We start from the raw sequence: 22434 nt of genomic DNA, 5'->3' as shown, positions 1-22434 counted from the left end.
AAATCGATATACTGCTCAGTGGTTAAAGATGCCATGATCCATACTTAGGTCAGTATGGAATCTCAATAAACGTAATAAATGCAGTGCATACAGTTAAAAAGTTTAGGGTGTATCTCGCTTTTCGCTACTTTGTGGGGTTTTTTAAGCGAATTCCAGGATTTATCTGTGCGTAGTGTAAAAGCCAGTTTACACTTCCTGACTGACAAGATAGATTGAAGGGATTGCATTCGTTTATAAAAATATGGCAACGCTGGAAAGAACATGAATTATCAGAATGACGATTTACGTATTAAAGAGATCAATGAGTTATTACCCCCTGTAGCGCTCCTTGAAAAGTTTCCTGCCACCGAAAATGCTGCCAACACCGTTTCTCATGCCCGTAAAGCGATCCATAAGATCCTGAAAGGTAATGACGATCGTCTGCTGGTGGTGATCGGTCCATGCTCCATTCACGATCCTGCGGCGGCGAAAGAGTATGCCGCGCGTCTGCTGACGCTGCGCGAGACGCTGAAAGATGAGCTGGAAATTGTCATGCGCGTCTACTTTGAAAAACCGCGTACCACCGTGGGCTGGAAAGGGCTGATCAACGATCCGCATATGGATGGCAGCTTCCAGATCAACGACGGCCTGCGCATCGCCCGTAAGCTGCTGCTGGATATTAACGACAGCGGCCTGCCTGCGGCGGGTGAGTTCCTCGACATGATCACCCCGCAATATCTGGCAGACCTGATGAGCTGGGGCGCAATTGGCGCACGTACTACCGAATCTCAGGTTCACCGCGAGCTGGCATCTGGTCTCTCTTGCCCGGTGGGCTTCAAAAACGGCACCGATGGCACCATCAAAGTGGCGATCGACGCCATCAATGCTGCCGGGGCGCCGCACTGCTTCCTCTCCGTCACCAAATGGGGTCACTCCGCTATTGTAAATACCAGCGGTAACGGCGACTGCCATATCATTCTGCGCGGCGGTAAAGAGCCTAACTACAGCGCGGCGCACGTCGCAGAAGTGAAGGCGGGCCTCGATAAAGCAGGTCTGGCTGCACAGGTGATGATCGACTTCAGCCATGCCAACTCCAGCAAGCAGTTCAAAAAGCAGATGGACGTTAGCACCGATGTCTGCCAGCAGATTGCGGGCGGTGAAAAGGCGATTATCGGGGTGATGATTGAAAGCCACCTGGTGGAAGGCAATCAGAATCTGGAAGGCAGCGAGCCGCTGGTTTACGGTAAGAGCGTTACCGATGCCTGCATCGGCTGGGATGATACTGAAACAGTGTTGCGTCAGCTGGCGACCGCGGTGAAAGCCCGTCGCGGCTAAAAAAATGCCGGATAAGCATCCGGCATTCAGAACCTGAGGCCCGGTCATCGTGACCGGGCTTTTTTATTACTTGGCTTTACCCTGGTTCGCAACGGCCGCAGCTTTAGCCGCGATCTCGTCAGCGTTACCCAGATAGTAGTGCTTGATTGGTTTGAAGTTTTCGTCGAACTCATACACCAGCGGTACGCCGGTTGGGATGTTCAGCTCGAGGATCTCTTCTTCGCCCATGTTGTCCAGGTATTTCACCAGCGCACGCAGGGAGTTACCGTGAGCCGCGATGATCACGCGCTCGCCGCTTTTCAGGCGTGGCAGAATGGTTTCGTTCCAGTAAGGCACAACGCGATCGATGGTCAGCGCCAGGCTTTCAGTCTGTGGCAGTTCAGCATCGGTCAGTTTTGCGTAACGCGGGTCGTGGCCCGGGTAGCGCTCGTCATCTTTGGTCAGCTCTGGTGGGGTTACCGCGAAGCCGCGACGCCACTGTTTAACCTGCTCGTCACCGTATTTTTCTGCGGTTTCTGCTTTGTTCAGACCCTGCAGCGCACCGTAGTGACGCTCGTTCAGTTTCCAGGATTTCTCAACCGGCAGCCAGGCCTGATCCAGTTCGTCCAGCACGTTCCACAGGGTGTGGATGGCACGTTTCAGCACGGAGGTATAAGCAAAGTCGAAGCTGAAGCCTTCGTCTTTCAGCAGCTTACCAGCCGCTTTCGCTTCGCCAACGCCTTTCTCGGACAGGTCAACATCATACCAACCGGTAAAACGATTTTCGTTGTTCCACTGGCTTTCGCCATGACGTACCAGAACCAGCTTAGTTACAGCCATATTTTACTCCTCCAGAACAAGCATTATTCGAATGATAACAATTCTCATTATATTGCCGCGACTGAGCCGCGGGCAACGCTTAACCCTAACCATAGCGAAAATAGTGTCGCAGTGTAAGATGCTTGTGAATGAGGGGTTGTGATTTTGTCCGTAACTGGCGCTATTTTCAGCAAGGTGGGCAAAAAAAAGCCCTCCATCAGGAGGGCCGGTTTTTATTGCGCAATAAATTGATATTCCGTGACGCTGATGTACTCTTCGCCCGGGCGCAAAATGCAGTCGGGCTGCGGCCATTCCGCGTGGTTCGGGCTGTCCGGTAAGAACTCGCTTTCCAGCGCCAGGCCTTGCCAGGCACGGTACTCACCGTCTTCCCGCGCCGGGGTACCGTCGAGGAAGTTACCGGAATAGAACTGCAGGGCAGGGGCGGTGGTGTAGACCGTCATCTGCAGCTTTTCATCGGCAGACCACAGGTGCGCCGCAGGCTGGCTGAGATCACCCTCAGCATCGAGCAGGAAGGCATGATCGTAACCTTTCACCTTGCGCTGATGGTCATCCGCGAGGAAATCCTCGGCAATAGCTTTGGTGGTGCGGAAATCAAAGCTGGTGCCGTCAACCGCGTTTAACCCTTCCTGCGGGATCCCCATCTCATCAACCGGCAGATACGTCTGGGCCAGCAGTTGCAGCTTATGATTGCGCACGTCGCTACAGTCGCCGTCGAGGTTGAAGTAAGCATGGTTGGTCAGGTTGACCGGGCAGGGCTTGTCCACCGTGGCGCGGTATTCAATGGCGATCCGGTTATCATCCGTTAAGCGATAATGGACGCTCGTCTCACAGTTACCCGGGTAGCCCTGATCGCCATCCGGGGAGTGAAGGGTCAGCAGCGCTTCGCCATCGTTCTGCTTGATAATGCGCCAGCGACGCTTATCGAAGCCGTCCGGACCGCCGTGAAGCTGGTTTTCACCCTGGCTCGGCAGCAGCGTATAGCGCGTGCCGTCCAGCTCAAAGCGGCTTTTAGCGATACGGTTGGCGTAACGGCCCACCGAGGCGCCAAGGAACGCGGTTTGTTCAATGTATTGCTCAGGGGATGCGCAGCCGAGCAGGGTCTCGCGCACGCTGCCATCACGCATCGGGACGCGGGCTGACAGTAACGTGGCGCCCCAGTCCATCAGCGTTACCACCATCCCGGCGCTATTGCGCAGGGTTAACAGGCGGTACGGCAGGCCGTCAGGGGCGAGAGCAGGTGTTTCGTTTAGCACTGGCCAGCTCCTTGTGAGGCGTTGCAGACGTAGAAGGTCTCTTTGATGCCGGTTTTGGCTTCATACTGCTGTTCAACAGCCTGCTGCACTACCGGAACCAACTCTTCCGGCACCAGCGCCACCACGCAGCCACCGAAACCCCCTCCGGTCATGCGAACGCCGCCCTGTTCACCAATCGCCGCTTTCACAATCTCCACCAGGGTGTCGATCTGCGGCACGGTGATTTCGAAATCATCGCGCATGGAGGCATGGGACTCGGCCATCAGCTCACCCATACGACGCAGATCGCCTTTCTCCAGCGCCGCCGCCGCTTCCACGGTACGGGCATTTTCGGTCAGAACGTGACGAACGCGTTTCGCCACCACCGCATCCAGCTGGTGAGCCACTTTATTGAACTCAGTAAGCGAGACATCACGCAGCGCAGGCTGCTGGAAGAAGCGCGCGCCGGTTTCACACTGCTCGCGGCGGGTGTTGTACTCGCTGCCGACCAGGGTGCGTTTGAAATTACTGTTGATGATGATCACCGCCGCGCCTTTCGGCAGGCTGACTGCTTTGGTGCCCAGCGAGCGGCAGTCGATCAATAACGCGTGGCCTTTTTTACCCAGCGCCGAGATCAGCTGATCCATGATGCCGCAGTTGCAGCCGACGAACTGGTTCTCTGCTTCCTGGCCGTTAAGGGCGATTTGTGCCCCATCCAGCGGCAGATGATACAGCTGCTGGAAGACGGTGCCGACCGCCACTTCCAGTGAGGCGGATGAGCTTAAGCCCGCCCCCTGCGGCACGTTGCCGCTGATCACCAGATCCGCGCCGCCAAAATTTTTGTTGCGCTTCTGCAGGTGTTTTACCACGCCGCGAACGTAGTTCGACCACTGCTGGCTGTCATGCTCAACAATCGGCGCATCCAGCGAGAATTCGTCGATCTGGTTGTCATAATCCGCTGCCAGCACGCGTACCTTGCGGTCGTCGCGTTTCGCGCAGCTGATCACCGTCTGGTAATCAATGGCGCAGGGCAACACGAAACCGTCGTTGTAGTCGGTGTGCTCGCCGATCAGGTTAACGCGGCCAGGCGCCTGAATCGCGTGCGTGGCGGGGTAACCGAACTTTTCAGCAAACAGGGCGTGGGTTTTATCTTTCAGAGTCATTGTTATTCTCCGGATTCGCGAAAATGGACATCACTCACTGCACGCAGACGCTCTGCGGCCTGTTCAGCCGTCAGGTCACGCTGGGTCTCTGCCAGCATTTCGTATCCGACCATAAATTTACGTACGGTTGCGGAGCGCAGCAGCGGCGGATAAAAGTGGGCGTGCAGCTGCCAGTGTTGATTCTCTTCGCCATTAAACGGCGCGCCGTGCCAGCCCATGGAATAGGGGAAGGAGCACTGGAACAGATTGTCATAACGGCTGGTCAGCTTTTTCAGCGCCAGGGCCAGATCGCTGCGCTGGGCCTCGCTCAGATCGGTGATCCGCAGAACATGAGCTTTCGGCAGCAGCAGGGTTTCAAATGGCCACGCCGCCCAGTATGGCACCACGGCTAACCAGTGCTCGGTTTCCACCACGGTGCGGCTACCGTCGGCCAGTTCGCGCTGAACGTAGTCCAGCAGCATCGGCGACTGCTGCTCAGCGAAATAGGCTTTTTGCAGGCGATCTTCCCGCTCCACTTCGTTAGGCATGAAGCTGTTGGCCCACACCTGGCCGTGCGGATGGGGGTTGGAGCAACCCATCGCCGCGCCTTTATTCTCGAAGACCTGCACCCACGGATAGCTCTGCCCCAGCTCGGCGGTCTGTTCCTGCCAGGTTTTCACCACCTCGGTCAGGGCCTCAACGCTCAGTTCCGGCAGGGTTTTGCTGTGATCCGGCGAGAAGCAGATCACCCGGCTGGTGCCGCGTGCGCTTTCGCAGCGCATCAGCGGATCCTCACTCTGCGGGGCGTCCGGCGTGTCGGTCATCAGGGCGGCAAAGTCGTTAGTGAAAACGAAGGTGCCGTTGTAATCAGGGTTAACATCCCCGGTGACGCGGGTATTCCCCGGACAGAGGAAACAGTCCGGATCGTGCTGGGGCAGCGTTTGTTTCGCTGGCGTCTCCTGGGCACCCTGCCAGGGGCGTTTGGCGCGATGTGGAGAGACCAGTATCCACTGCCCGGTTAACGGATTAAAGCGACGATGTGGGTGATCGACGGGGTTAAATGGGGTCATGACAGATCCTTAGTCCGGGTAACCCTGCGGGTGGCGAGACTGCCAGCGCCAGGTATCCTGTGCCATTTCATCAAGCGTGCGCGAAACACGCCAGTTAAGCTCTTTCTCGGCCTTGCTGGCATCCGCCCAGTAGGCAGGCAGATCGCCGTCGCGACGCGGGGCAAAGTGGTAGCTCACCGGTTTGCCACAGGCGGCGCTGAAGGCGTTAACCACATCCAGCACGCTGCTGCCGACGCCCGCGCCGAGATTATAAATATGGACGCCCGGTTTATCCGCCAGCTGCTGCATGGCCGCGACGTGACCGTCGGCGAGATCCATCACATGGATGTAGTCGCGCACGCCGGTGCCGTCCGGGGTCGGGTAGTCGTTGCCGAATACCGCCAGTGAATCACGACGGCCCACCGCCACCTGAGCGATATACGGCATCAGGTTATTCGGAATACCCTGCGGATCTTCCCCCATATCCCCTGACGGATGCGCACCCACCGGGTTGAAATAACGCAGCAGGGCGATGCTCCACTCCGGCTGGGCTTTTTGAAGGTCGGTGAGGATCTGTTCCACCATCAGCTTGCTTTTGCCGTACGGACTTTGCGGCGTCCCGGTCGGGAAGCTTTCGGCATAAGGGATTTGCGGCTGGTCGCCATAGACGGTGGCCGAGGAGCTGAAGATGAAGTTTTTCACGCCCGCCGCGCGCATGGCAGAGACCAGACGCAGCGTACCGTTGACGTTGTTATCGTAATACTCCAGCGGTTTCGACACCGACTCGCCGACGGCTTTCAGCCCGGCAAAGTGGATCACGGTATCAATGGCGTGATCGTGGAGGATCTCGGTCATCAGCGCTTCGTTACGAATATCGCCTTCGACAAAGGCAGGCTGTTTACCGGCCAGACGTTCCATAACCGGCAGCACGCTGCGTTTACTGTTGCACAGGTTATCAAGGATGATGACGTCGTGGCCATTTTGCAGCAGTTGCACACAGGTATGACTTCCTATGTAACCGCTACCACCTGTTACCAGAACTCGCATATTTCGCTCCATTAGGCTTATGGTATGAGATAATCCTAGCATATCAGACAGCAGGAAAGTGTGACATGGGATAAAATAGTGGAATCGCTTACACTGCATTAAGCGCAGCAACGTTCCGGCTAAAAAAGGATTGTAAATCAAAGTGCCTGGGGTGGGATGTTGCAGGTTATCTGAAAAAGGCGGGGCATGACCCCGCCAGGGTGTCAGACCGGGCCCGTCTGGTAGTGGTAACTGTCGCCGTCAGCGACAAACTCCAGCCGATGGGTGATACAGGCGGGGGCATCTTCCGCATGGTGTGAGACAAACAGCAGCTGCGTTTCCCCTTCGCTAATCAGGACATCCACAAAGCGGCGAATCAGCTGGCGGTTGAGCGGGTCGAGCCCCTGCAAAGGTTCATCAAGGATCAGCAGGGTCGGGTGTTTCACCAGCGCGCGCGCAATCAGCGCCAGCCGCTGCTGGCCCCACGACAGACTGCTGAAGGGAGCATCCGCGACCCGGTTATCCATGCCGAGAATATCCAGCCACTGCTGCGCCAGCTTGTGCTGCTTATCGGAAACCGCCTGATAAATGCCAATGGAGTCAAAATAACCCGACAGAATGACGTTGCGCACCGTGGTGCTGACCCGGTAGTCGAGGTGCAGGCTGCTGCTGACATAGCCGATATGCTTTTTGATATCCCAGATGGTTTCGCCGCTGCCGCGACGGCGGCCAAACAGGGTTAAATCGTTGCTGTACCCCTGAGGATGATCGCCGGTAATCAGGCTCAGCAGGGTCGATTTCCCGGCGCCATTAGGGCCGACAATCTGCCAGTGCTCGCCGGGATTCACCGTCCAGCTGAGCTGGTCGAGGATTGGGCGATCGTTATACGACACCACGCCGTTATTGAGCACAATCCGCGGTTGATCCTGCGGCAGGGCATGGCGCGCGGAGGGGGCATCCGGTTCGGGCAGGGTGACGCCGTTCAGTTTTTCGCTGTGCGCCAGCTGGGCAATCAGGGCCTGGTTCAGCAGGTGCGCTTTTTCACCCACCGCCGTCAGGGTGCAATCTGCCAGCACCCCGGCGTGCTGCACAAAATCAGGGATCTCGTCAAAGCGGTTCAGGACCAGCACCAGGGTGTAACCCTGCTGATTGAGGGAGGCCAGCAGATCCGCCAGCTGCTCGCGGGATTTCACATCGAGGCCGTCGAAAGGCTCATCAAGGATCAGCAGTTCGGGCTCGGCCATCAGGGCCTGGCACAGCAGCGTTTTGCGGGTTTCACCGGTGGAGAGGTATTTAAAGCGTCGGTCGAGCAGGTGAGTGATGCCGAACTGTTCCGCCAGCTGGCGGCAGCGGACCTCGTCTTTGACCTCGTCCTGAATGATCTCAGCCGCCGTACGGCCGGTATCCTCTTCGCCGGGGCTGAGCAGGTCGGTGTTATTGCGTTGCCACTCGTCGCTGACCAGCTTTTGCAGCTGTTCGAAGGAGAGGCGAGTGAGGCGGGTAAAGGTGCTCTGGCGTTCGCCCTTCAGCAGCGTCAGCTCCCCGGCCAGCGCCCGGGCGAGGGCAGACTTGCCGCTGCCGTTACTGCCAACGAACGCCCAGCTTTCACCAGCATTGAGCGTAAAATCCGCGAGCGTGAGCGTTCGGGTATCGCTAAGACGAAACGTGCCTTGCGAAATTTGCAATGATGACATGACTTATCCCATTTTTTGCAGCAATAAGTCTCAGGGATACCCACTGTCGGCGCGAATGTCAATGCGCTTAGCACAACGTGGCGATAATCACCCGGTCAGCATTAAAATATGCCGTCGCCTCAGCACCTTCTTCTAAACCCTGGCTCTGGGTCAGGGGCAGGGTGGCGCAGAGCGTCTGGCCGTCGGGCAGGGTCATCAGCACTTCACACTGCTCGTCGCCACGATCGATATGGTTGATGATCCCCGGCAGCTGGTTATCCGCCTGCTTCGCCGTTTCATTGTCCTGAGTGATGCTGACCCAGGGCGCTTTCAGCAGCACCAGCACCTCTTTACCCTCATCCAGCCCCAGCCGCTTGCCGCTCCGGGCAGTAATCGCCGCTTTCAGGCGGGTGGAGCCGTCGGCAAGCAAGACCTCCACATGCTGTTGCACATGATCGTCGTCGCGGGCGGTAACGGTGCCAAACCACTGGTTGCGGGCGCTGGTCTGTAAAGAGAAACGCGAGATGGCACCGAGCAGGCTGTCCAGTGGCAGAGCGTCGTCATGGCTTAAGACATCGAAGGCTTTCTGTTGGATCTGCGCCAGCAGGTCATAGAGCTGGATCAGCCGCTGTCCGTAGCGCGTCAGGATCGCACCGCCGCCGCCTTTGCCGCCGGTGGCGCGATCGACCAGGGTGTGTTCGCTCAGGGTATTCATCTCGTTGATAGCATCCCAGGCGCTTTTATAGCTAATGCCGGCGTTCTTTGCTCCCTGGCTGATGGAGCCAGTCTGCGCGATCTGTTTGAGCAGGGCGATGCGGCGGGGATCGGCAAACAGTTTTTGCTGAAGACGTAGGGTGAGGAGAATTTCGGCCTGCATAACAATGTCCTGGCAAAAGGGGTATTGTGAAGGAATTCGTTTTATGCGCAAACTGTACCGCACAAAAGGGGATGTATTTCTCGCTTTTCCGGTTAGAATAAAGCATTCACATTGTCTGGAGAAAGCCATGTTAGAGTTGCTGAAAAGTCTGGTATTCGCCGTAATCATGGTGCCAGTGGTGATGGCTATCATCCTCGGTGCTATTTACGGTCTGGGTGAGGTGTTCAACATCTTTTCCAATGTCGGCCACAGAAAACAGCCGAAAAAGCAGAATTAATTTCCTGTAAAAACGCCCGGTTCCGCCGGGCGTTTTGCTCTCAAGTTTCCCCCCTCCGCGCCGATATTATTTTCGGCATCAATTTGATCTACTCACCGATCGGCACGATTTAACGCTGGGCAAACCCTGGGGTTATCGTTATATTCCTGTGTATATAACGAAACTCAAAGGAGCTAAAGATGGCACGTACATGGTTACGCTTTTTCGCAGGGGCAACGCTGACCCTCACTCTGACCGGGCATGCCCTGGCGGATGAGAGCAAAGTTACCGTCTTCGCGGCGGCCTCCCTGACGAACGCGATGCAGGATATTGCAGCGGCGTATAAAAAAGAGAAAAACGTTGAGGTGGTATCGTCGTTTGCCTCTTCCTCTACCCTGGCGCGTCAGATTGAAGCGGGCGCGCCTGCGGACCTGTTTATCTCTGCCGATCAGAAGTGGATGGATTACGCTGTCGGGAAAAAAGCGATAGATACCGCCAGTCGTGCAACCCTGCTCGGCAATAGCCTGGTGGTGGTGGTGCCAAAAACCAGCGCCCAGGGTGAGTTCACCATCAATAAAGAGACCAACTGGACCAGCCTGCTGAAAGAGGGGCGTCTGGCGGTGGGCGATCCGGAACACGTGCCGGCGGGCATTTACGCCAAAGAGGCACTGCAAAAATTGGGCGCATGGGAGACCCTGTCGCCAAAACTGGCCCCGGCAGAAGATGTGCGCGGCGCCCTGGCGCTGGTGGAGCGCAACGAAGCGCCGCTGGGGATCGTTTACGGTTCCGATGCCGTTGCCGGAAAAGGGGTGAAAGTGGTCGGGACCTTCCCGGAAGACTCGCACAAGAAAGTGGAATATCCTGTTGCCATCGTCGATGGACATAAAAACGCGACCGTCAGCGCCTTCTACGAGTATCTGAAGGGGCCGCAGGCGTCGGCAATCTTTAAACGTTACGGATTTACGACTCACGAATGATATTGACCGATCCTGAATGGCAGGCCGTGCTGCTGAGCCTGAAAGTCTCTTCCCTCGCGGTTGCATTTAGTTTGCCCTTTGGGATCTTCTTCGCCTGGTTGCTGGTCCGCTGTAAGTTCCCCGGTAAAGCGCTCCTGGACAGCGTTTTGCATCTGCCGCTGGTGCTGCCGCCAGTGGTAGTCGGCTATTTGCTGCTCATCGCCATGGGGCGCCGCGGGTTTATCGGCGAGCGTCTGTACGAATGGTTTGGCCTGAGCTTTGCCTTCAGCTGGCGCGGCGCGGTAATCGCCGCCGCGGTGATGTCATTCCCGCTGATGGTGCGGGCGATCCGCCTGGCGCTGGAGGGGGTGGATATGAAGCTTGAGCAGGCCGCCCGCACGCTGGGGGCCGGGCGCTGGCGGGTGTTTCTGACCATCACGCTTCCCCTGACGCTGCCGGGCATTATTGTCGGCACCGTGCTGGCCTTTGCCCGCTCGCTGGGGGAGTTTGGCGCGACCATCACCTTTGTCTCCAATATTCCCGGCGAAACCCGCACCCTCCCGTCGGCGATGTATACCCTGATTCAGACCCCCGGTGGCGAAGGAGCCGCCGCGCGTCTGTGTATTATCTCCATTGTGCTGGCGATGGTGTCGCTGCTGGTGTCGGAGTGGCTGGCCCGTGTAAGTCGTGAACGGATGGGGAACTGACCATGCTGGAACTCAATTTCACCCAGACCCTGGGCGAGCACTGCCTGACCCTCAACGAAACCCTCCCTGCCAGCGGGATCACCGCCATTTTTGGCGTCTCCGGGGCGGGGAAGACCTCGCTGATCAACGCCATCAGCGGCCTGACCCGGCCCCAGTCTGGCCGCATCGTGCTCAACGACCGGGTGCTGAACGACGTCGAAAAGCGCATTTACCTGACCCCGGAAAAGCGCCGGATTGGCTATGTCTTCCAGGATGCGCGGCTGTTCCCCCACTATAAAGTACTGGGCAACCTGCGTTACGGCATGGCGAAAAGCATGGCCGGACAGTTCGATAAGCTAGTGGCCCTGCTGGGCATTGAACACCTGCTTGACCGGCTGCCGTCATCGCTGTCGGGTGGAGAAAAACAGCGCGTGGCGATAGGCCGGGCGCTGCTCACCGCCCCGGAATTGCTGCTGCTGGACGAACCGCTGGCGTCGCTCGACATTCCCCGCAAGCGTGAGCTACTGCCATATCTGCAGCGCCTGGCGCGCGAAATCAATATCCCGATGCTGTATGTCAGCCACTCGCTGGATGAGATCCTGCATCTGGCCGATAAGGTGTTGGTGCTGGAGAACGGCAGCGTGAAGGCGTTCGGTAATCTGGAAGAGGTGTGGGGCAGCAGCGTGATGCATCCCTGGCTGCCGCCGGAGCAGCAGAGCAGCATTATGAAGGTGAGCGTGCTGGAGCACCATCCTCACTACGCCATGACCGCCCTGGCGATTGGCGATCAGCATGTCTGGGTTAATAAGCTGGATAAACCGCTGCACACTAACCTGCGCATTCGCATTCAGGCGTCGGATGTTTCGCTGGTGCTGCAGCCGCCGTTACAGAGCAGCATCCGTAACATTCTGCGCGCCAAAGTGGCCCAATGTTACGACGATAATGGTCAGGTTGAGGTCCAGCTGGAAATCGGCAGCCGCACGCTGTGGGCGCGCATCAGCCCGTGGGCCAGGGATGAACTGGGGATCAAACCTGGCCTCTGGCTCTACGCGCAGATCAAGAGCGTGTCGATCACCACCTGATCACACCAGATGGGTATAGATGAATTGCGCGATGCTGTCAGTGGTGTTGTCGCCAATCACGATCCTGGCGCGTGCTTTGACGGCGTCGTCCGCATTCCCCATCGCCACCCCGGTCCCGGCCGCTTCCAGCATACTGATGTCATTGTAATTATCGCCAAAGGCAATGACATCCTTCATTGACCCGCCGATGGATTCCACATACTGCGCCAGGCGTTTGCCTTTGCTATTGCCTTTGCGGGCGATATCCACCTGATCGTGCCAGGACCATTCGCACTCCAGGCCCAGCGTCTGCTCCACGTGTTTAGCGAAGGCGTTCAGCTTAGTGGTGTCTTCATCGGTGAGGGCGAATTTCCAGATGGCGTTAACCTCCCGGGCCGCCTGCGCCAGCGACGGCACCTGAGTGAACACCGGACGCTGCGCTTCCGGCAGTGACAGCGCCCAGTTGCTGGTGCGGATCACGTGGCCGGTCGGGCGTTCGTAAAGCATCGCGTCGTCGACATACATCAGGCCGTGAATGGCGTGTTCATCGAGCAGATCAATCAGTTGCAGCGCCTGGGGAACCGGCAGCGGATCGGCCTGCAGAACCTTTTTTGCTTGATAATCATACAAATAGGTGCCATTACAACAAATTGCAGGTGTATCCAGCGCCAGTGCCTGATAAAAAGGATGAATCGCAACATGATGACGACCGGTCACGATGAGGAGCTGGTATCCCACTTCCTGGGCACGTTTCAGTGCCTCAAGCGAAGAGGGGAGCAGGGTTTTTTGCGGGGTTAACAGCGTACCGTCTAAATCCAGTGCAATCACACGCGAGGTCATTTGATCTTCCGGGTTAATGTTGAAAGGGCAGAATGAGCAGATGGTACACCGCGCAACTAACGCTGCAAAATTCCTGGTTAAAATTCAGCATTCACCGTTAAAAAAGACTATCCTGGTACATTACTTTTACGCGCAGTGAGGAAAGGAGCATTCATGAAACAAACCGTTTATACCGCCAGTCCTGAAAGCCAGCAGATCCATGTCTGGCGTCTGAATCCCGAAGGTACACTCACCCTGGTTCAGGTCGTCGATGTTCCCGGCCAGGTTCAGCCGATGGCGATCAGCCCGGATAAACGTTTCCTGTATGTGGGTGTGCGCCCGGAATTCCGGGTGCTCGCGTACCGTATCTCTCCTGACGATGGCGCCCTGACCTGGACGGCCGAAGCGGCCCTGCCGGGTAGCCCGACCCATATCTCAACCGATCTGCAGGGGCGTTTTATCTTTAGCGGCTCTTACAACGCCGGCTGCGTCAGCGTGACCCGCCTGGATGACGGCATTCCGACGGAGACCGTTGAGGTGGTTGAAGGCCTGGAAGGGTGCCACTCGGCTAACATCTCCCCGGATAACCGCACCCTGTGGGTACCGGCGCTGAAACAGGATCGTATCTGCCTGTTTACGCTGGGTGATGACGGCAAGCTGGCGGCGCAAACGCCAGCGGAAGTGACCACCGTTGAAGGCGCGGGTCCACGTCATATGGCGTTCCACCCGAACCAGCAATTTGCCTACGTGGTGAACGAGCTGAACTGCTCGGTGGACGTCTGGGCGCTGCGCGATCCGCACGGCAATATCGAGTGTGTGCAGACCCTGGACATGATGCCAGCAGACTTCACCGACACGCGCTGGGGGGCGGATATCCACATTACGCCTGACGGACGCCATCTCTATACCTGCGACCGTACTTCCAGCCTGATCACCATCTTCAGCATCTCGGAAGATGGTAGCGTGCTGGCCATTGAAGGCTTCCAGCCGACCGAGACTCAGCCGCGCGGCTTTAACGTCGATCACAGCGGTAAGTTCCTGATTGCGGCAGGGCAAAAATCGCACCATATCGCGCTGTATGAGATTCAGGGCGAGCAGGGGCTGCTGGAAGAGAAGGGACGTTACGCCGTCGGCCAGGGGCCAATGTGGGTGGTGGTTAACGCGCACTAAGATGGATGAAATAAAAAAACCTCGCACATGCGAGGTTTTTTTATGCCCGGTGGTAGCCGGGTGAGCACATCGGAAACACCAACCTCAACATAGTAATCCCGGCTTGAGGCTATGTAAAATTAACCTACAGCAACAGAATGGGTTGAACCGCTGAGTTAACTGTTATCATACTGAAAAATAATAATATTTCCCGTTATCTGAACAAATTCTTAATCTGCGTGAAACTGTTTTTATATACAGTTATCAGAGATTACAATGTTGCCGTTGGTTCGATGTGAGCAGTTCCGCAAATCAGGTTTCTTTTAAGTCCTGGCTGGCGGGTGGTGCCGTCAGTGCCTTAACTGTGGAGCACATCGGTAACACCAACGCCCACTGGTGACAGGCAGCGGAAAGGTAAGTCAGTGGAAGTGCTCCTGACCAAAGGAGTGGCGTATGAGCAGTATGGGATGGGTAATTCTGTTCCTGCAACTCATGGTAGCAGTATTGCAACTGCTGGATGCGTATCTTAAGACCGGTGCCTGACGTGCCCAGCCGCAGCATCAAGGGGGATTCACTCCCCCTTTTTGCTAAAATCTTACTGCTTCGGCTCTGCGATCACTTTGCTGCCCACACCGCGATTGTTGTATTCCCACATGCGGTTGAAGTTAGCCTCGTTGAGGTTACGCTGCACGTTGCCTTTGTCATCCACCGCACCGGTATTACCCGCGTACGGACGCTGAGAGACAGCCGCGTTGCCCCATGGTTTTGCCATGTTGAAGCCTTCGTTGATCACGCTGTCGCGGATCACCACCTGGCCGTTAGTGGCAGAATCCACATCCAGCGAGCGGCCCAGCTGTGCCACACCGTCACCCATTGCGGTAAAGCGGCTGTTCACCGCCAGGAAGCCGTAGAACATGTTCGACAGGGTGGCTGGCGCAAAGACATAGCCTTCCTGTTGGGTACGGCTGTTCATCACGCGGAAATCGGTGTTATCAAACACCACGGCACCGCGCCCGGAGACAATATCCACATCGCCTTCGATGTAGCTGTTGGTGACCAGGGTACGGGTGATGCGGTTGTTTTTCAGGGTGTTCTCAACGCCACTGTTGGTGACGAAGAAGGTGTTCTGACGACCCAGAATATTCACCTTGTCGATCTGCACCTGATCGCCATCGCTGCGCAGGGCTACCGCCTGGTGGTTACCGGCATCAACACTGTCACCCAGATTGTTTTCAATCGTCAGGTTCTGCAGCTGCAGGCCGTTGTTCTGCGACCAGAAGACCGCAGAACACATCACGCCAACGGTGGCGCTGTGCTTGCTCTGGCAACGGTCAAACATGTACCAGGCCGGTTTACCCGGCATGTATTTACCGCCCGGGTTAACCAGACGACGCCAGGTGGCGGTATCGATTTCGGAGTCGATTGCCAGACCAATTTTCACATCAATTGGTTTTTCGCCCGTACCGTACAGGGTCACGCTACCTGGTGCGGCAGGCACATACACGGTGCCTTCGTATTCGCCTGGTAAAATGGCGATGTACTGACGGGAGCTGCTGTGCTTAGCAATGGCTGCGTCAACCGCCGCCTGAATGGTGGTATGCGTAACACCCTGGGTTCCCGCCGGGCCAACCACAAAGTTTGGCTGCGCAGGCAGTCGAATAGCGTAAGGGCTCCAGGGCGTCGCGTTAGGATCCATGGCCGTGAAGTAGCGAGCCTGCTGGAAGTTTTTCGCTTCTTCGGCAGAAAGGATCGGGCGGGAGGCCGTGCCAGGGGCAGCCTGCTCTGAAGGCAGTTGATCCGGCGGAGTAGAGCTGCACGCAGACAACGTCACGCCAAATGCGAGCGCCAGCGCCAGACGAGAAATCCTGGAAATGTTCAAGGGAAAGCTCCTGCTAAGCATATCAATAGGGGGATAACCGAAATAGCCTGCTTTTTTATACTAAGTTGAGCGAAACGGGAAGATGAAAAGGCAAAAAGTTACTTTTTATTCCCGCGCTTAGCGGGAAAGTTGTCACAAATAAATAACAATTTCGGTAAAGGCGATTGACAGGGCGACGGGAATGAAAATAAATGTCTATACAACTCATGACAAGCGGAAGCCCGATGCTGCAACTTCATCCCGACGACGTAGTCTGGCGTAACCTGCGCCTCGCGACCCTGGATCCCGACCACGGCACACCTTATGGCCTGCTGGAGAACCGGGCGTTAATTGTGCGCGGTGAGACCATTTTGTCGATCGTACCTGACGCCGACCTCCCTCAGGATCTTCCCATTGCCATCAATTTACAGGGGCGGCTGGTCACGCCGGGCCTGATCGACTGCCACACCCACCTGGTGTTTGGTGGCGACCGGGCCGCCGAGTGGGAGCAGCGGCTGAACGGCGTCTCCTATCAGACCATCAGCGCCCAGGGCGGCGGGATTAACGCCACGGTGGCCGCCACCCGGGAGAGCACGCCTGAACAGCTTGAGCAGCTGGCGCAACAGCGTTTACAGCGGCTGATGCGCGAAGGGGTCACCACTATCGAAATCAAATCCGGTTACGGCCTCAACGACGAAACGGAAGAGAAGATGCTGCGCGTGGCCCAGCGTCTGGCTCAGACCAACCCCATTGAGATCAGCCCGACGCTGCTGGCCGCCCACGCCGTGCCGAAAGAGTATCGTCAGGATCCGGATGCGTACATCGCCCACGTGTGCCAGCACACCCTGCCTGCACTATGGGAGAAAGGGCTTTTCGAGGCCGTGGATGTCTTCTGCGAGAACGTCGGGTTCACCCCTGAACAGAGCGAGCGGGTATTCCAGGCGGCTCAGACCCTTGGGATCCCGATTAAAGGCCATGTCGAGCAGCTCTCAAATCTCGGCGGCACCGCGCTGGTAAGTCGCTACCACGGGTGGTCTGCCGATCACATTGAGTATCTTGATGAGGCCGGGGTGAACGCGATAGCACAGAGCGGCACCGTGGCGGTGCTCCTGCCCGGGGCGTTCTATTTCTTACAGGAGCGCCAGCGTCCGCCGGTTGCTCTGTTGCGTCAGCAGGGGGTGCCGATGGCGGTCGCCACGGATTACAACCCCGGCACCAGCCCCTTTGCCAGCCTGCATCTGGCGATGAACATGGCCTGCGTGCAGTTTGGTTTAACCCCGGAAGAGGCGTGGGCAGGGGTGACCCGGCACGCCGCTCAGGCGTTGGGTCGTGGCGCAACGCACGGCCAGCTAAAGGCCGGTTTTGTCGCGGATCTGGCGATCTGGGATGCCAAAAGTCCGGTGGAGATGGTGTATGAGCCGGGTCGAAATCCGCTTTATCAGCGCGTATTCAGAGGAATAGTACAATGAACCTGTGGCAGCCGGTTTCACCTGACATCTGGCAGGGGCGCGACGACAGCAGCGAGGCCAGCAACGCGCTGCGCCTGTTCCAGACCGTGCAGCGTAGCGATACGCCAACGCCGTCCGGGGAAGGCATCGCCCTGATCGGCTTCGCCTGTGACGAAGGGGTCCGACGCAATCAGGGCCGGACCGGTGCCGCCGGGGCCCCGGACGTGTTACGTCGTGCGCTGGGAAATATGGCCAGCCATCAGAGCCACGCGCGACTGACCGACATGGGCAATATTTGCGTCGAAGGGGAGGCGCTGGAGGCCGCCCAGCAGGCGCTGAGCGAGGCGGTCACCACCTGCCAGCAGGCCGGCATGCGCACCCTGGTGTTTGGCGGCGGGCATGAGACCGCCTGGGCCCACGGCCGCGGCGTACTGGATGCCTTTCCCGGCGAGCGGGTGGTGATTATCAACCTCGATGCGCATCTCGATCTGCGACATGCCAGCCAGGCGACCTCCGGGACGCCGTTCCGCCAGCTGGCGCTGTACTGCGCCGAACAGCAGCGTGAGTTTCACTATGCCTGCCTCGGCGTCAGCCGGGCGGCCAATACCCGGGCGCTGTGGGATGAAGCGGCCCGACTTAACGTCACTCTGGTGGAAGATCTTGACTTCCAGCAGCAGGCGCTGCCGGTGCTGGAAAGCACCCTCAGTCATGCCGATCGGGTCTATCTCACCATCGACCTCGACGTGATGCCTGCCGGGGAGATGCCCGCCGTGTCGGCACCTGCCGCACTGGGGGTTCCAGCCCGGGATCTGCTCCCGGTCATCGAGCGAATCTGTCGCAGCGGCAAACTGCAGGCGGCAGATCTGGTGGAATTGAACCCCGGTTTTGACCGCGACGGCCAGGGAGCGAAGCTCGCCGCCCGACTGGCCTGGCAAATAGCTCACTGGTGGGCGTAAAGCCTGTATATACTCGACTTTTTATCACGGCTTAAGGAATTGCTATGTTCTCTCGCGCCCCGCAGCAGCAGGCCAACACGCCAGCCCCTTTCTATGAAAAGGTCAAACAGGCGATCAGCCATCAGATCGCCACCGGCGTCTGGCGTCCGCACGATCGCATCCCGTCCGAGGCAGAGCTGGTGGCGCAGTTCGGCTTTAGCCGGATGACCATCAACCGCGCGCTGCGGGAGCTGACCGACGAGGGACTACTGGTGCGTCTGCAGGGGGTGGGCACCTTTGTGGCCGAGCCGAAAGGGCAGTCGGCGCTGTTTGAAATTCGCAGCATTGCCGACGAGATTGCCTCCCGCAACCATCAGCATCGTTGTGAGGTGCAGTTCCTCGAAGAGACCCAGGCCAGCGCCGCACAGGCGACGGCGTTGAACGTCAAAGAGGGAACACGCATCTTTCACTCCCTTATGCTGCACTATGAAAACGACACCCCGGTGCAGATCGAAGATCGCTGCGTCAATGCCGCGCTGGTGCCGGATTACCTGCTTCAGGACTACACCGCCACCACGCCCCACGCTTATCTGTCGCTGGTCGCGCCGCTGACGGAAGGGGAGCATATCGTTGAGGCGGTGCGCGCCACCCCGCAGGAGTGCGAGTTGCTGCGCATAAAAGAGCAGGATCCTTGCCTGCTGATCCACCGCCGTACCTGGTCAGCCTCGCACATTGTGTCCCACGCCAGGCTGCTGTTCCCGGGTAACCGCTACCGGCTGCAGGGCCATTTCATGTCATAAGCTAAAAGCGTGATTGCTGACGCAATATAACAAAAATGTATCGAAATTGTTAAAACCATCCTTGTGTGCACTTGTCTATACAAGTATATCTTACTGTATATTCTGTCCCCAATGAGGAGCACACAATGTCGTCAGGAAAGTATCGCCAGCAAGAGATCCGCGCCCCCCGTGGCACCACGTTAACGGCCAAAAGCTGGCTCACCGAAGCCCCGCTGCGCATGTTGATGAACAACCTCGATCCCGACGTGGCGGAAAACCCGAATGAGCTGGTGGTGTATGGCGGGATTGGCCGCGCGGCGCGCAACTGGGCCTGCTATGACGCCATTGTCAAATCCCTCACCGAACTGGAAAACGACGAAACCCTGCTGGTGCAGTCCGGCAAACCGGTCGGCGTATTCAAAACTCACGAGAACGCCCCGCGGGTGCTGATCGCCAACTCCAACCTGGTGCCGCACTGGGCCACCTGGGAACACTTTAACGAGCTGGATGCGAAGGGGCTGGCGATGTATGGCCAGATGACCGCCGGGAGCTGGATCTACATCGGCAGCCAGGGCATCGTCCAGGGTACTTACGAGACCTTTGTCGAGGCCGGTCGTCAGCACTATAACGGCTCCCTGAAAGGGCGTTGGGTACTGACCGCGGGCTTGGGCGGTATGGGCGGCGCACAGCCGCTGGCGGCGACCCTGGCGGGGGCTTGCTCCCTGAACATTGAGTGCCAGCAGAGCCGCATCGATTTCCGTCTCCGCACCCGTTACGTCGACGAACAGGCCGACTCCCTGGATGACGCCCTGGCGCGCATTAACAAATACACCCAGCAGGGCAAAGCGGTCTCGATTGCCCTCTGCGGTAACGCAGCCGATATCCTGCCGGAAATGGTGGCCCGCGGCGTGCGTCCGGACCTGGTCACCGACCAGACCAGTGCCCACGATCCGCTCCACGGCTACCTGCCAAAAGGCTGGAGCTGGGAAGCGTACCAGCAGAAAGCGCAGCAGGATCCGGATGGCACCGTGCTGGCGGCGAAGCGTTCGATGGCCGAGCACGTCAACGCGATGCTGGCCTTCAGCCAGCAGGGTGTCCCGACCTTTGATTACGGCAACAACATCCGCCAGATGGCGAAAGAGATGGGCGTCACCAACGCCTTTGACTTCCCGGGCTTTGTTCCCGCCTATATCCGTCCGCTGTTCTGCCGTGGGATCGGCCCGTTCCGCTGGGTGGCGCTCTCCGGTGATCCGGAAGACATCTACAAAACTGACGCCAAAGTGAAAGAGATTGTCGCCGATGATGAGCATCTGCATCACTGGCTGGATATGGCCCGGGAGCGTATTAGCTTCCAGGGGCTGCCGGCGCGTATCTGCTGGGTCGGGCTGGAGTGGCGCCAGAAGCTGGGCCTGGCCTTTAACGAAATGGTCCGCAGGGGCGAAGTCTCCGCGCCGATCGTCATCGGTCGTGACCATCTCGACTCCGGCTCGGTAGCCAGTCCGAACCGCGAAACCGAAGCGATGCAGGATGGCTCAGACGCGGTCTCCGACTGGCCGTTGCTGAACGCGCTGCTCAACACCGCGAGCGGCGCGACCTGGGTCTCGCTGCACCACGGCGGCGGCGTCGGGATGGGCTTCTCCCAGCATGCCGGGATGGTGATCGTCTGCGACGGCACCGATGAAGCTGCGGCGCGTATTGCCCGCGTTCTGCACAACGATCCGGCGACAGGCGTAATGCGCCATGCGGATGCCGGGTATGACATTGCTATCGACTGCGCGAAAGAGCAGGGCCTGAACCTGCCGATGATCGCTGCGACACAAGGAAAGCACTGATGAACGCCTTAACCCTGACCCCCGGTACCCTGACGCTGGCCCAGTTGCGCCAGGTCTGGCAACAGCCGCTCCAGCTGACGCTCGACGAGTCGGCCCACAAGGCGATTAACGACAGCGTCGCCTGCGTTGAAGCAATAGTGGCCGAAGGTCGCACCGCCTACGGGATCAACACCGGTTTTGGCCTGCTGGCGCAGACGCGCATCGCCACCCATGACCTGGAAAATCTGCAACGTTCGCTGGTGCTGTCCCACGCGGCGGGCGTTGGCGAGCCGCTGGACGACGACATTGTGCGCCTGATGATGGTGCTGAAGATTAACAGCCTGGCGCGCGGTTTCTCCGGCATCCGCCTGAGCGTGATTCAGGCCTTGATTGCTATGGTCAATGCCGGAGTGTACCCGTGGATCCCGGCCAAAGGCTCGGTCGGTGCTTCCGGAGACCTGGCCCCGCTGGCGCACATGTCCCTGACCCTGCTCGGGGAGGGCAAAGCCCGCTACCGTGGGGAATGGTTACCGGCGGCCACCGCCCTGCAAAAAGCGGGTCTGGCTCCGGTGACGCTGGCGGCGAAAGAGGGGCTGGCACTGCTGAATGGTACTCAGGCCTCCACCGCCTTTGCCCTGCGCGGCCTGTTTGAAGCCGAAGATCTGTTTGCCTCGGCGATAGTCTGCGGGGCGCTGACCACCGAAGCGGTGCTCGGCTCCCGCCGTCCGTTCGATGCCCGTATCCACGAGGTGCGCGGCCAGCGCGGGCAGATCGATGCCGCGGCGCTGTACCGCCACGTCCTGACCGACACCAGCGCCATTGCCGAGTCGCATCACAACTGCGACAAGGTGCAGGACCCGTACTCCCTGCGCTGTCAGCCGCAGGTGATGGGGGCCTGTCTGACCCAGATGCGGCAGGTGGCGGAGGTGCTGCTGGTGGAATCCAACGCCGTTTCCGATAACCCGCTGGTGTTTGCCGCCGAAAATGAGGTGGTATCCGGGGGCAACTTCCACGCCGAGCCGGTGGCGATGGCGGCGGATAATCTGGCCCTGGCAATTGCCGAGATCGGCGCGCTGTCGGAGCGCCGTATCGCCCTGATGATGGATAAACACATGTCGCAGCTGCCGCCGTTCCTGGTGCGCAACGGCGGGGTTAACTCCGGGTTTATGATTGCCCAGGTCACCGCCGCCGCGCTGGCGAGTGAGAACAAGGCTCTGTCGCACCCGCACAGCGTGGACAGCCTGCCGACCTCGGCGAATCAGGAAGATCATGTCTCGATGGCCCCTGCGGCAGGTCGCCGTTTGTGGGAGATGGCGGGCAACACCCGCGGGGTGCTGGCGGTGGAGTGGCTGGCGGCCTGTCAGGGAGCGGATCTGCGCGATGGCCTGACCTCCAGCCCGCTGCTGGAGCAGGCGCGGCATATCCTGCGGGAGCAAGTGGCGCATTACGATGACGACCGCTTCTTTGCCCCGGATATCGAGGCGGCGATTAGCCTATTGAATAAAGGCAGTCTGGTCGGGTTGTTACCGGCTTTCCTGTAAAAA

The 22434-nt window shown here is 58.5% G+C and carries 21 protein-coding genes; 12 read left to right on the top strand and 9 right to left on the bottom strand.

All coding sequences use genetic code 11. The features are described 5' to 3' along the window. Positions 1–261 precede the first annotated feature (261 nt). Positions 262–1314 (top strand): 3-deoxy-7-phosphoheptulonate synthase AroG, encoded by a 1053-nt coding sequence (gene aroG, locus M8318_RS19120; protein WP_262664020.1) that lies wholly within the window; start codon positions 262–264, stop codon positions 1312–1314. 66 nt (positions 1315–1380) lie between these two features. Here the strand turns inward: aroG and gpmA are convergent, their stop codons facing one another. From gpmA to modE, 7 genes are all read right to left on the bottom strand, one after another. Beyond that, positions 1381–2133, bottom strand: a complete 753-nt coding sequence (gpmA, locus tag M8318_RS19115) for a 2,3-diphosphoglycerate-dependent phosphoglycerate mutase (protein ID WP_262664019.1) — start codon at positions 2131–2133, stop codon at positions 1381–1383. A gap of 212 nt (positions 2134–2345) precedes the next feature. Next, entirely contained in the window at positions 2346–3386 is a 1041-nt protein-coding gene (galM, locus tag M8318_RS19110; protein ID WP_262664018.1) for a galactose-1-epimerase, read from the bottom strand. After that, a complete protein-coding gene (gene galK, locus M8318_RS19105) occupies positions 3380–4528 on the bottom strand; it encodes a galactokinase (protein WP_166181889.1) in 1149 nt (382 codons plus the stop codon). Before galK ends, galM begins: the two co-directional genes overlap by 7 nt. A 2-nt stretch (positions 4529–4530) precedes the next feature. Then, positions 4531–5577 (bottom strand): galactose-1-phosphate uridylyltransferase, encoded by a 1047-nt coding sequence (gene galT, locus M8318_RS19100; RefSeq protein ID WP_262664017.1) that lies wholly within the window; start codon positions 5575–5577, stop codon positions 4531–4533. Between the two features lie 9 nt (positions 5578–5586). Next, positions 5587–6603, bottom strand: a complete 1017-nt coding sequence (gene galE, locus M8318_RS19095) for a UDP-glucose 4-epimerase GalE (protein ID WP_106992394.1) — start codon at positions 6601–6603, stop codon at positions 5587–5589. Between the two features lie 203 nt (positions 6604–6806). Then, positions 6807–8276 carry a molybdate ABC transporter ATP-binding protein ModF gene (gene modF / locus M8318_RS19090; protein WP_262664016.1) on the bottom strand — a complete coding sequence of 490 codons (1470 nt, stop codon included), beginning with the start codon at positions 8274–8276 and terminating at the stop codon, positions 6807–6809. Between the two features lie 67 nt (positions 8277–8343). Further along, positions 8344–9132, bottom strand: coding sequence for a molybdenum-dependent transcriptional regulator (modE, locus tag M8318_RS19085; protein WP_262664015.1), 789 nt, complete (start codon positions 9130–9132; stop codon positions 8344–8346). A 127-nt stretch (positions 9133–9259) separates the two neighbouring features. On the opposite strand from modE, the gene M8318_RS19080 reads away from it, so the two are divergent. The 4 genes from M8318_RS19080 to modC all read left to right on the top strand — a co-directional run bounded on the left by M8318_RS19080 (position 9260) and on the right by modC (position 12112). Further along, on the top strand, positions 9260–9409 hold the full coding sequence (locus M8318_RS19080; protein ID WP_032617112.1) for an AcrZ family multidrug efflux pump-associated protein: 150 nt from the start codon (positions 9260–9262) through the stop codon (positions 9407–9409). Between the two features lie 179 nt (positions 9410–9588). Further along, a complete protein-coding gene (modA, locus tag M8318_RS19075) occupies positions 9589–10365 on the top strand; it encodes a molybdate ABC transporter substrate-binding protein (RefSeq protein ID WP_262664014.1) in 777 nt (258 codons plus the stop codon). Continuing rightward, positions 10362–11051, top strand: a complete 690-nt coding sequence (gene modB, locus M8318_RS19070) for a molybdate ABC transporter permease subunit (RefSeq protein ID WP_262664013.1) — start codon at positions 10362–10364, stop codon at positions 11049–11051. The genes modA and modB overlap by 4 nt, the downstream gene beginning before the upstream one ends. A gap of 2 nt (positions 11052–11053) precedes the next feature. Then, positions 11054–12112, top strand: coding sequence for a molybdenum ABC transporter ATP-binding protein ModC (gene modC, locus M8318_RS19065; protein ID WP_106992399.1), 1059 nt, complete (start codon positions 11054–11056; stop codon positions 12110–12112). On the opposite strand, the gene M8318_RS19060 is transcribed toward modC, so the two are convergent. Beyond that, positions 12113–12931 (bottom strand): pyridoxal phosphatase, encoded by an 819-nt coding sequence (locus M8318_RS19060; RefSeq protein WP_262664012.1) that lies wholly within the window; start codon positions 12929–12931, stop codon positions 12113–12115. A gap of 153 nt (positions 12932–13084) precedes the next feature. Here M8318_RS19060 and pgl point away from each other — a divergent pair, with 153 nt between their 5' ends. Next, complete coding sequence (pgl, locus tag M8318_RS19055) at positions 13085–14080, top strand: 6-phosphogluconolactonase (protein ID WP_262664011.1); 996 nt, start codon at positions 13085–13087, stop codon at positions 14078–14080. A 432-nt stretch (positions 14081–14512) separates the two neighbouring features. Further along, complete coding sequence (tisB, locus tag M8318_RS19050; RefSeq protein WP_142488739.1) at positions 14513–14602, top strand: type I toxin-antitoxin system toxin TisB; 90 nt, start codon at positions 14513–14515, stop codon at positions 14600–14602. A 52-nt stretch (positions 14603–14654) separates the two neighbouring features. Here the strand turns inward: tisB and M8318_RS19045 are convergent, their stop codons facing one another. Beyond that, a complete protein-coding gene (locus tag M8318_RS19045; RefSeq protein ID WP_408612338.1) occupies positions 14655–15959 on the bottom strand; it encodes a putative acyl-CoA thioester hydrolase in 1305 nt (434 codons plus the stop codon). A 203-nt stretch (positions 15960–16162) separates the two neighbouring features. On the opposite strand from M8318_RS19045, the gene hutI reads away from it, so the two are divergent. The 5 genes from hutI to hutH all read left to right on the top strand — a co-directional run bounded on the left by hutI (position 16163) and on the right by hutH (position 22431). After that, complete coding sequence (hutI, locus tag M8318_RS19040) at positions 16163–17386, top strand: imidazolonepropionase (protein ID WP_262664131.1); 1224 nt, start codon at positions 16163–16165, stop codon at positions 17384–17386. After that, positions 17383–18321, top strand: a complete 939-nt coding sequence (hutG, locus tag M8318_RS19035; RefSeq protein ID WP_262664008.1) for a formimidoylglutamase — start codon at positions 17383–17385, stop codon at positions 18319–18321. The genes hutI and hutG overlap by 4 nt, the downstream gene beginning before the upstream one ends. 44 nt (positions 18322–18365) lie before the next feature. Then, positions 18366–19100, top strand: a complete 735-nt coding sequence (locus M8318_RS19030; protein WP_106992405.1) for a histidine utilization repressor — start codon at positions 18366–18368, stop codon at positions 19098–19100. A gap of 125 nt (positions 19101–19225) precedes the next feature. Continuing rightward, on the top strand, positions 19226–20911 hold the full coding sequence (gene hutU / locus M8318_RS19025) for a urocanate hydratase (RefSeq protein WP_262664006.1): 1686 nt from the start codon (positions 19226–19228) through the stop codon (positions 20909–20911). Further along, positions 20911–22431, top strand: a complete 1521-nt coding sequence (hutH, locus tag M8318_RS19020) for a histidine ammonia-lyase (protein ID WP_262664005.1) — start codon at positions 20911–20913, stop codon at positions 22429–22431. The genes hutU and hutH overlap by 1 nt, the downstream gene beginning before the upstream one ends. The last annotated feature ends 3 nt before the right edge of the window (positions 22432–22434 follow it).

This window comes from Leclercia tamurae (assembly GCF_025566055.1).
GTDB lineage: Bacteria > Pseudomonadota > Gammaproteobacteria > Enterobacterales > Enterobacteriaceae > Enterobacter > Enterobacter tamurae.
Note: the sequence above shows the minus strand (reverse complement) of the source record. Positions and strands in the feature narration are given on the sequence as shown.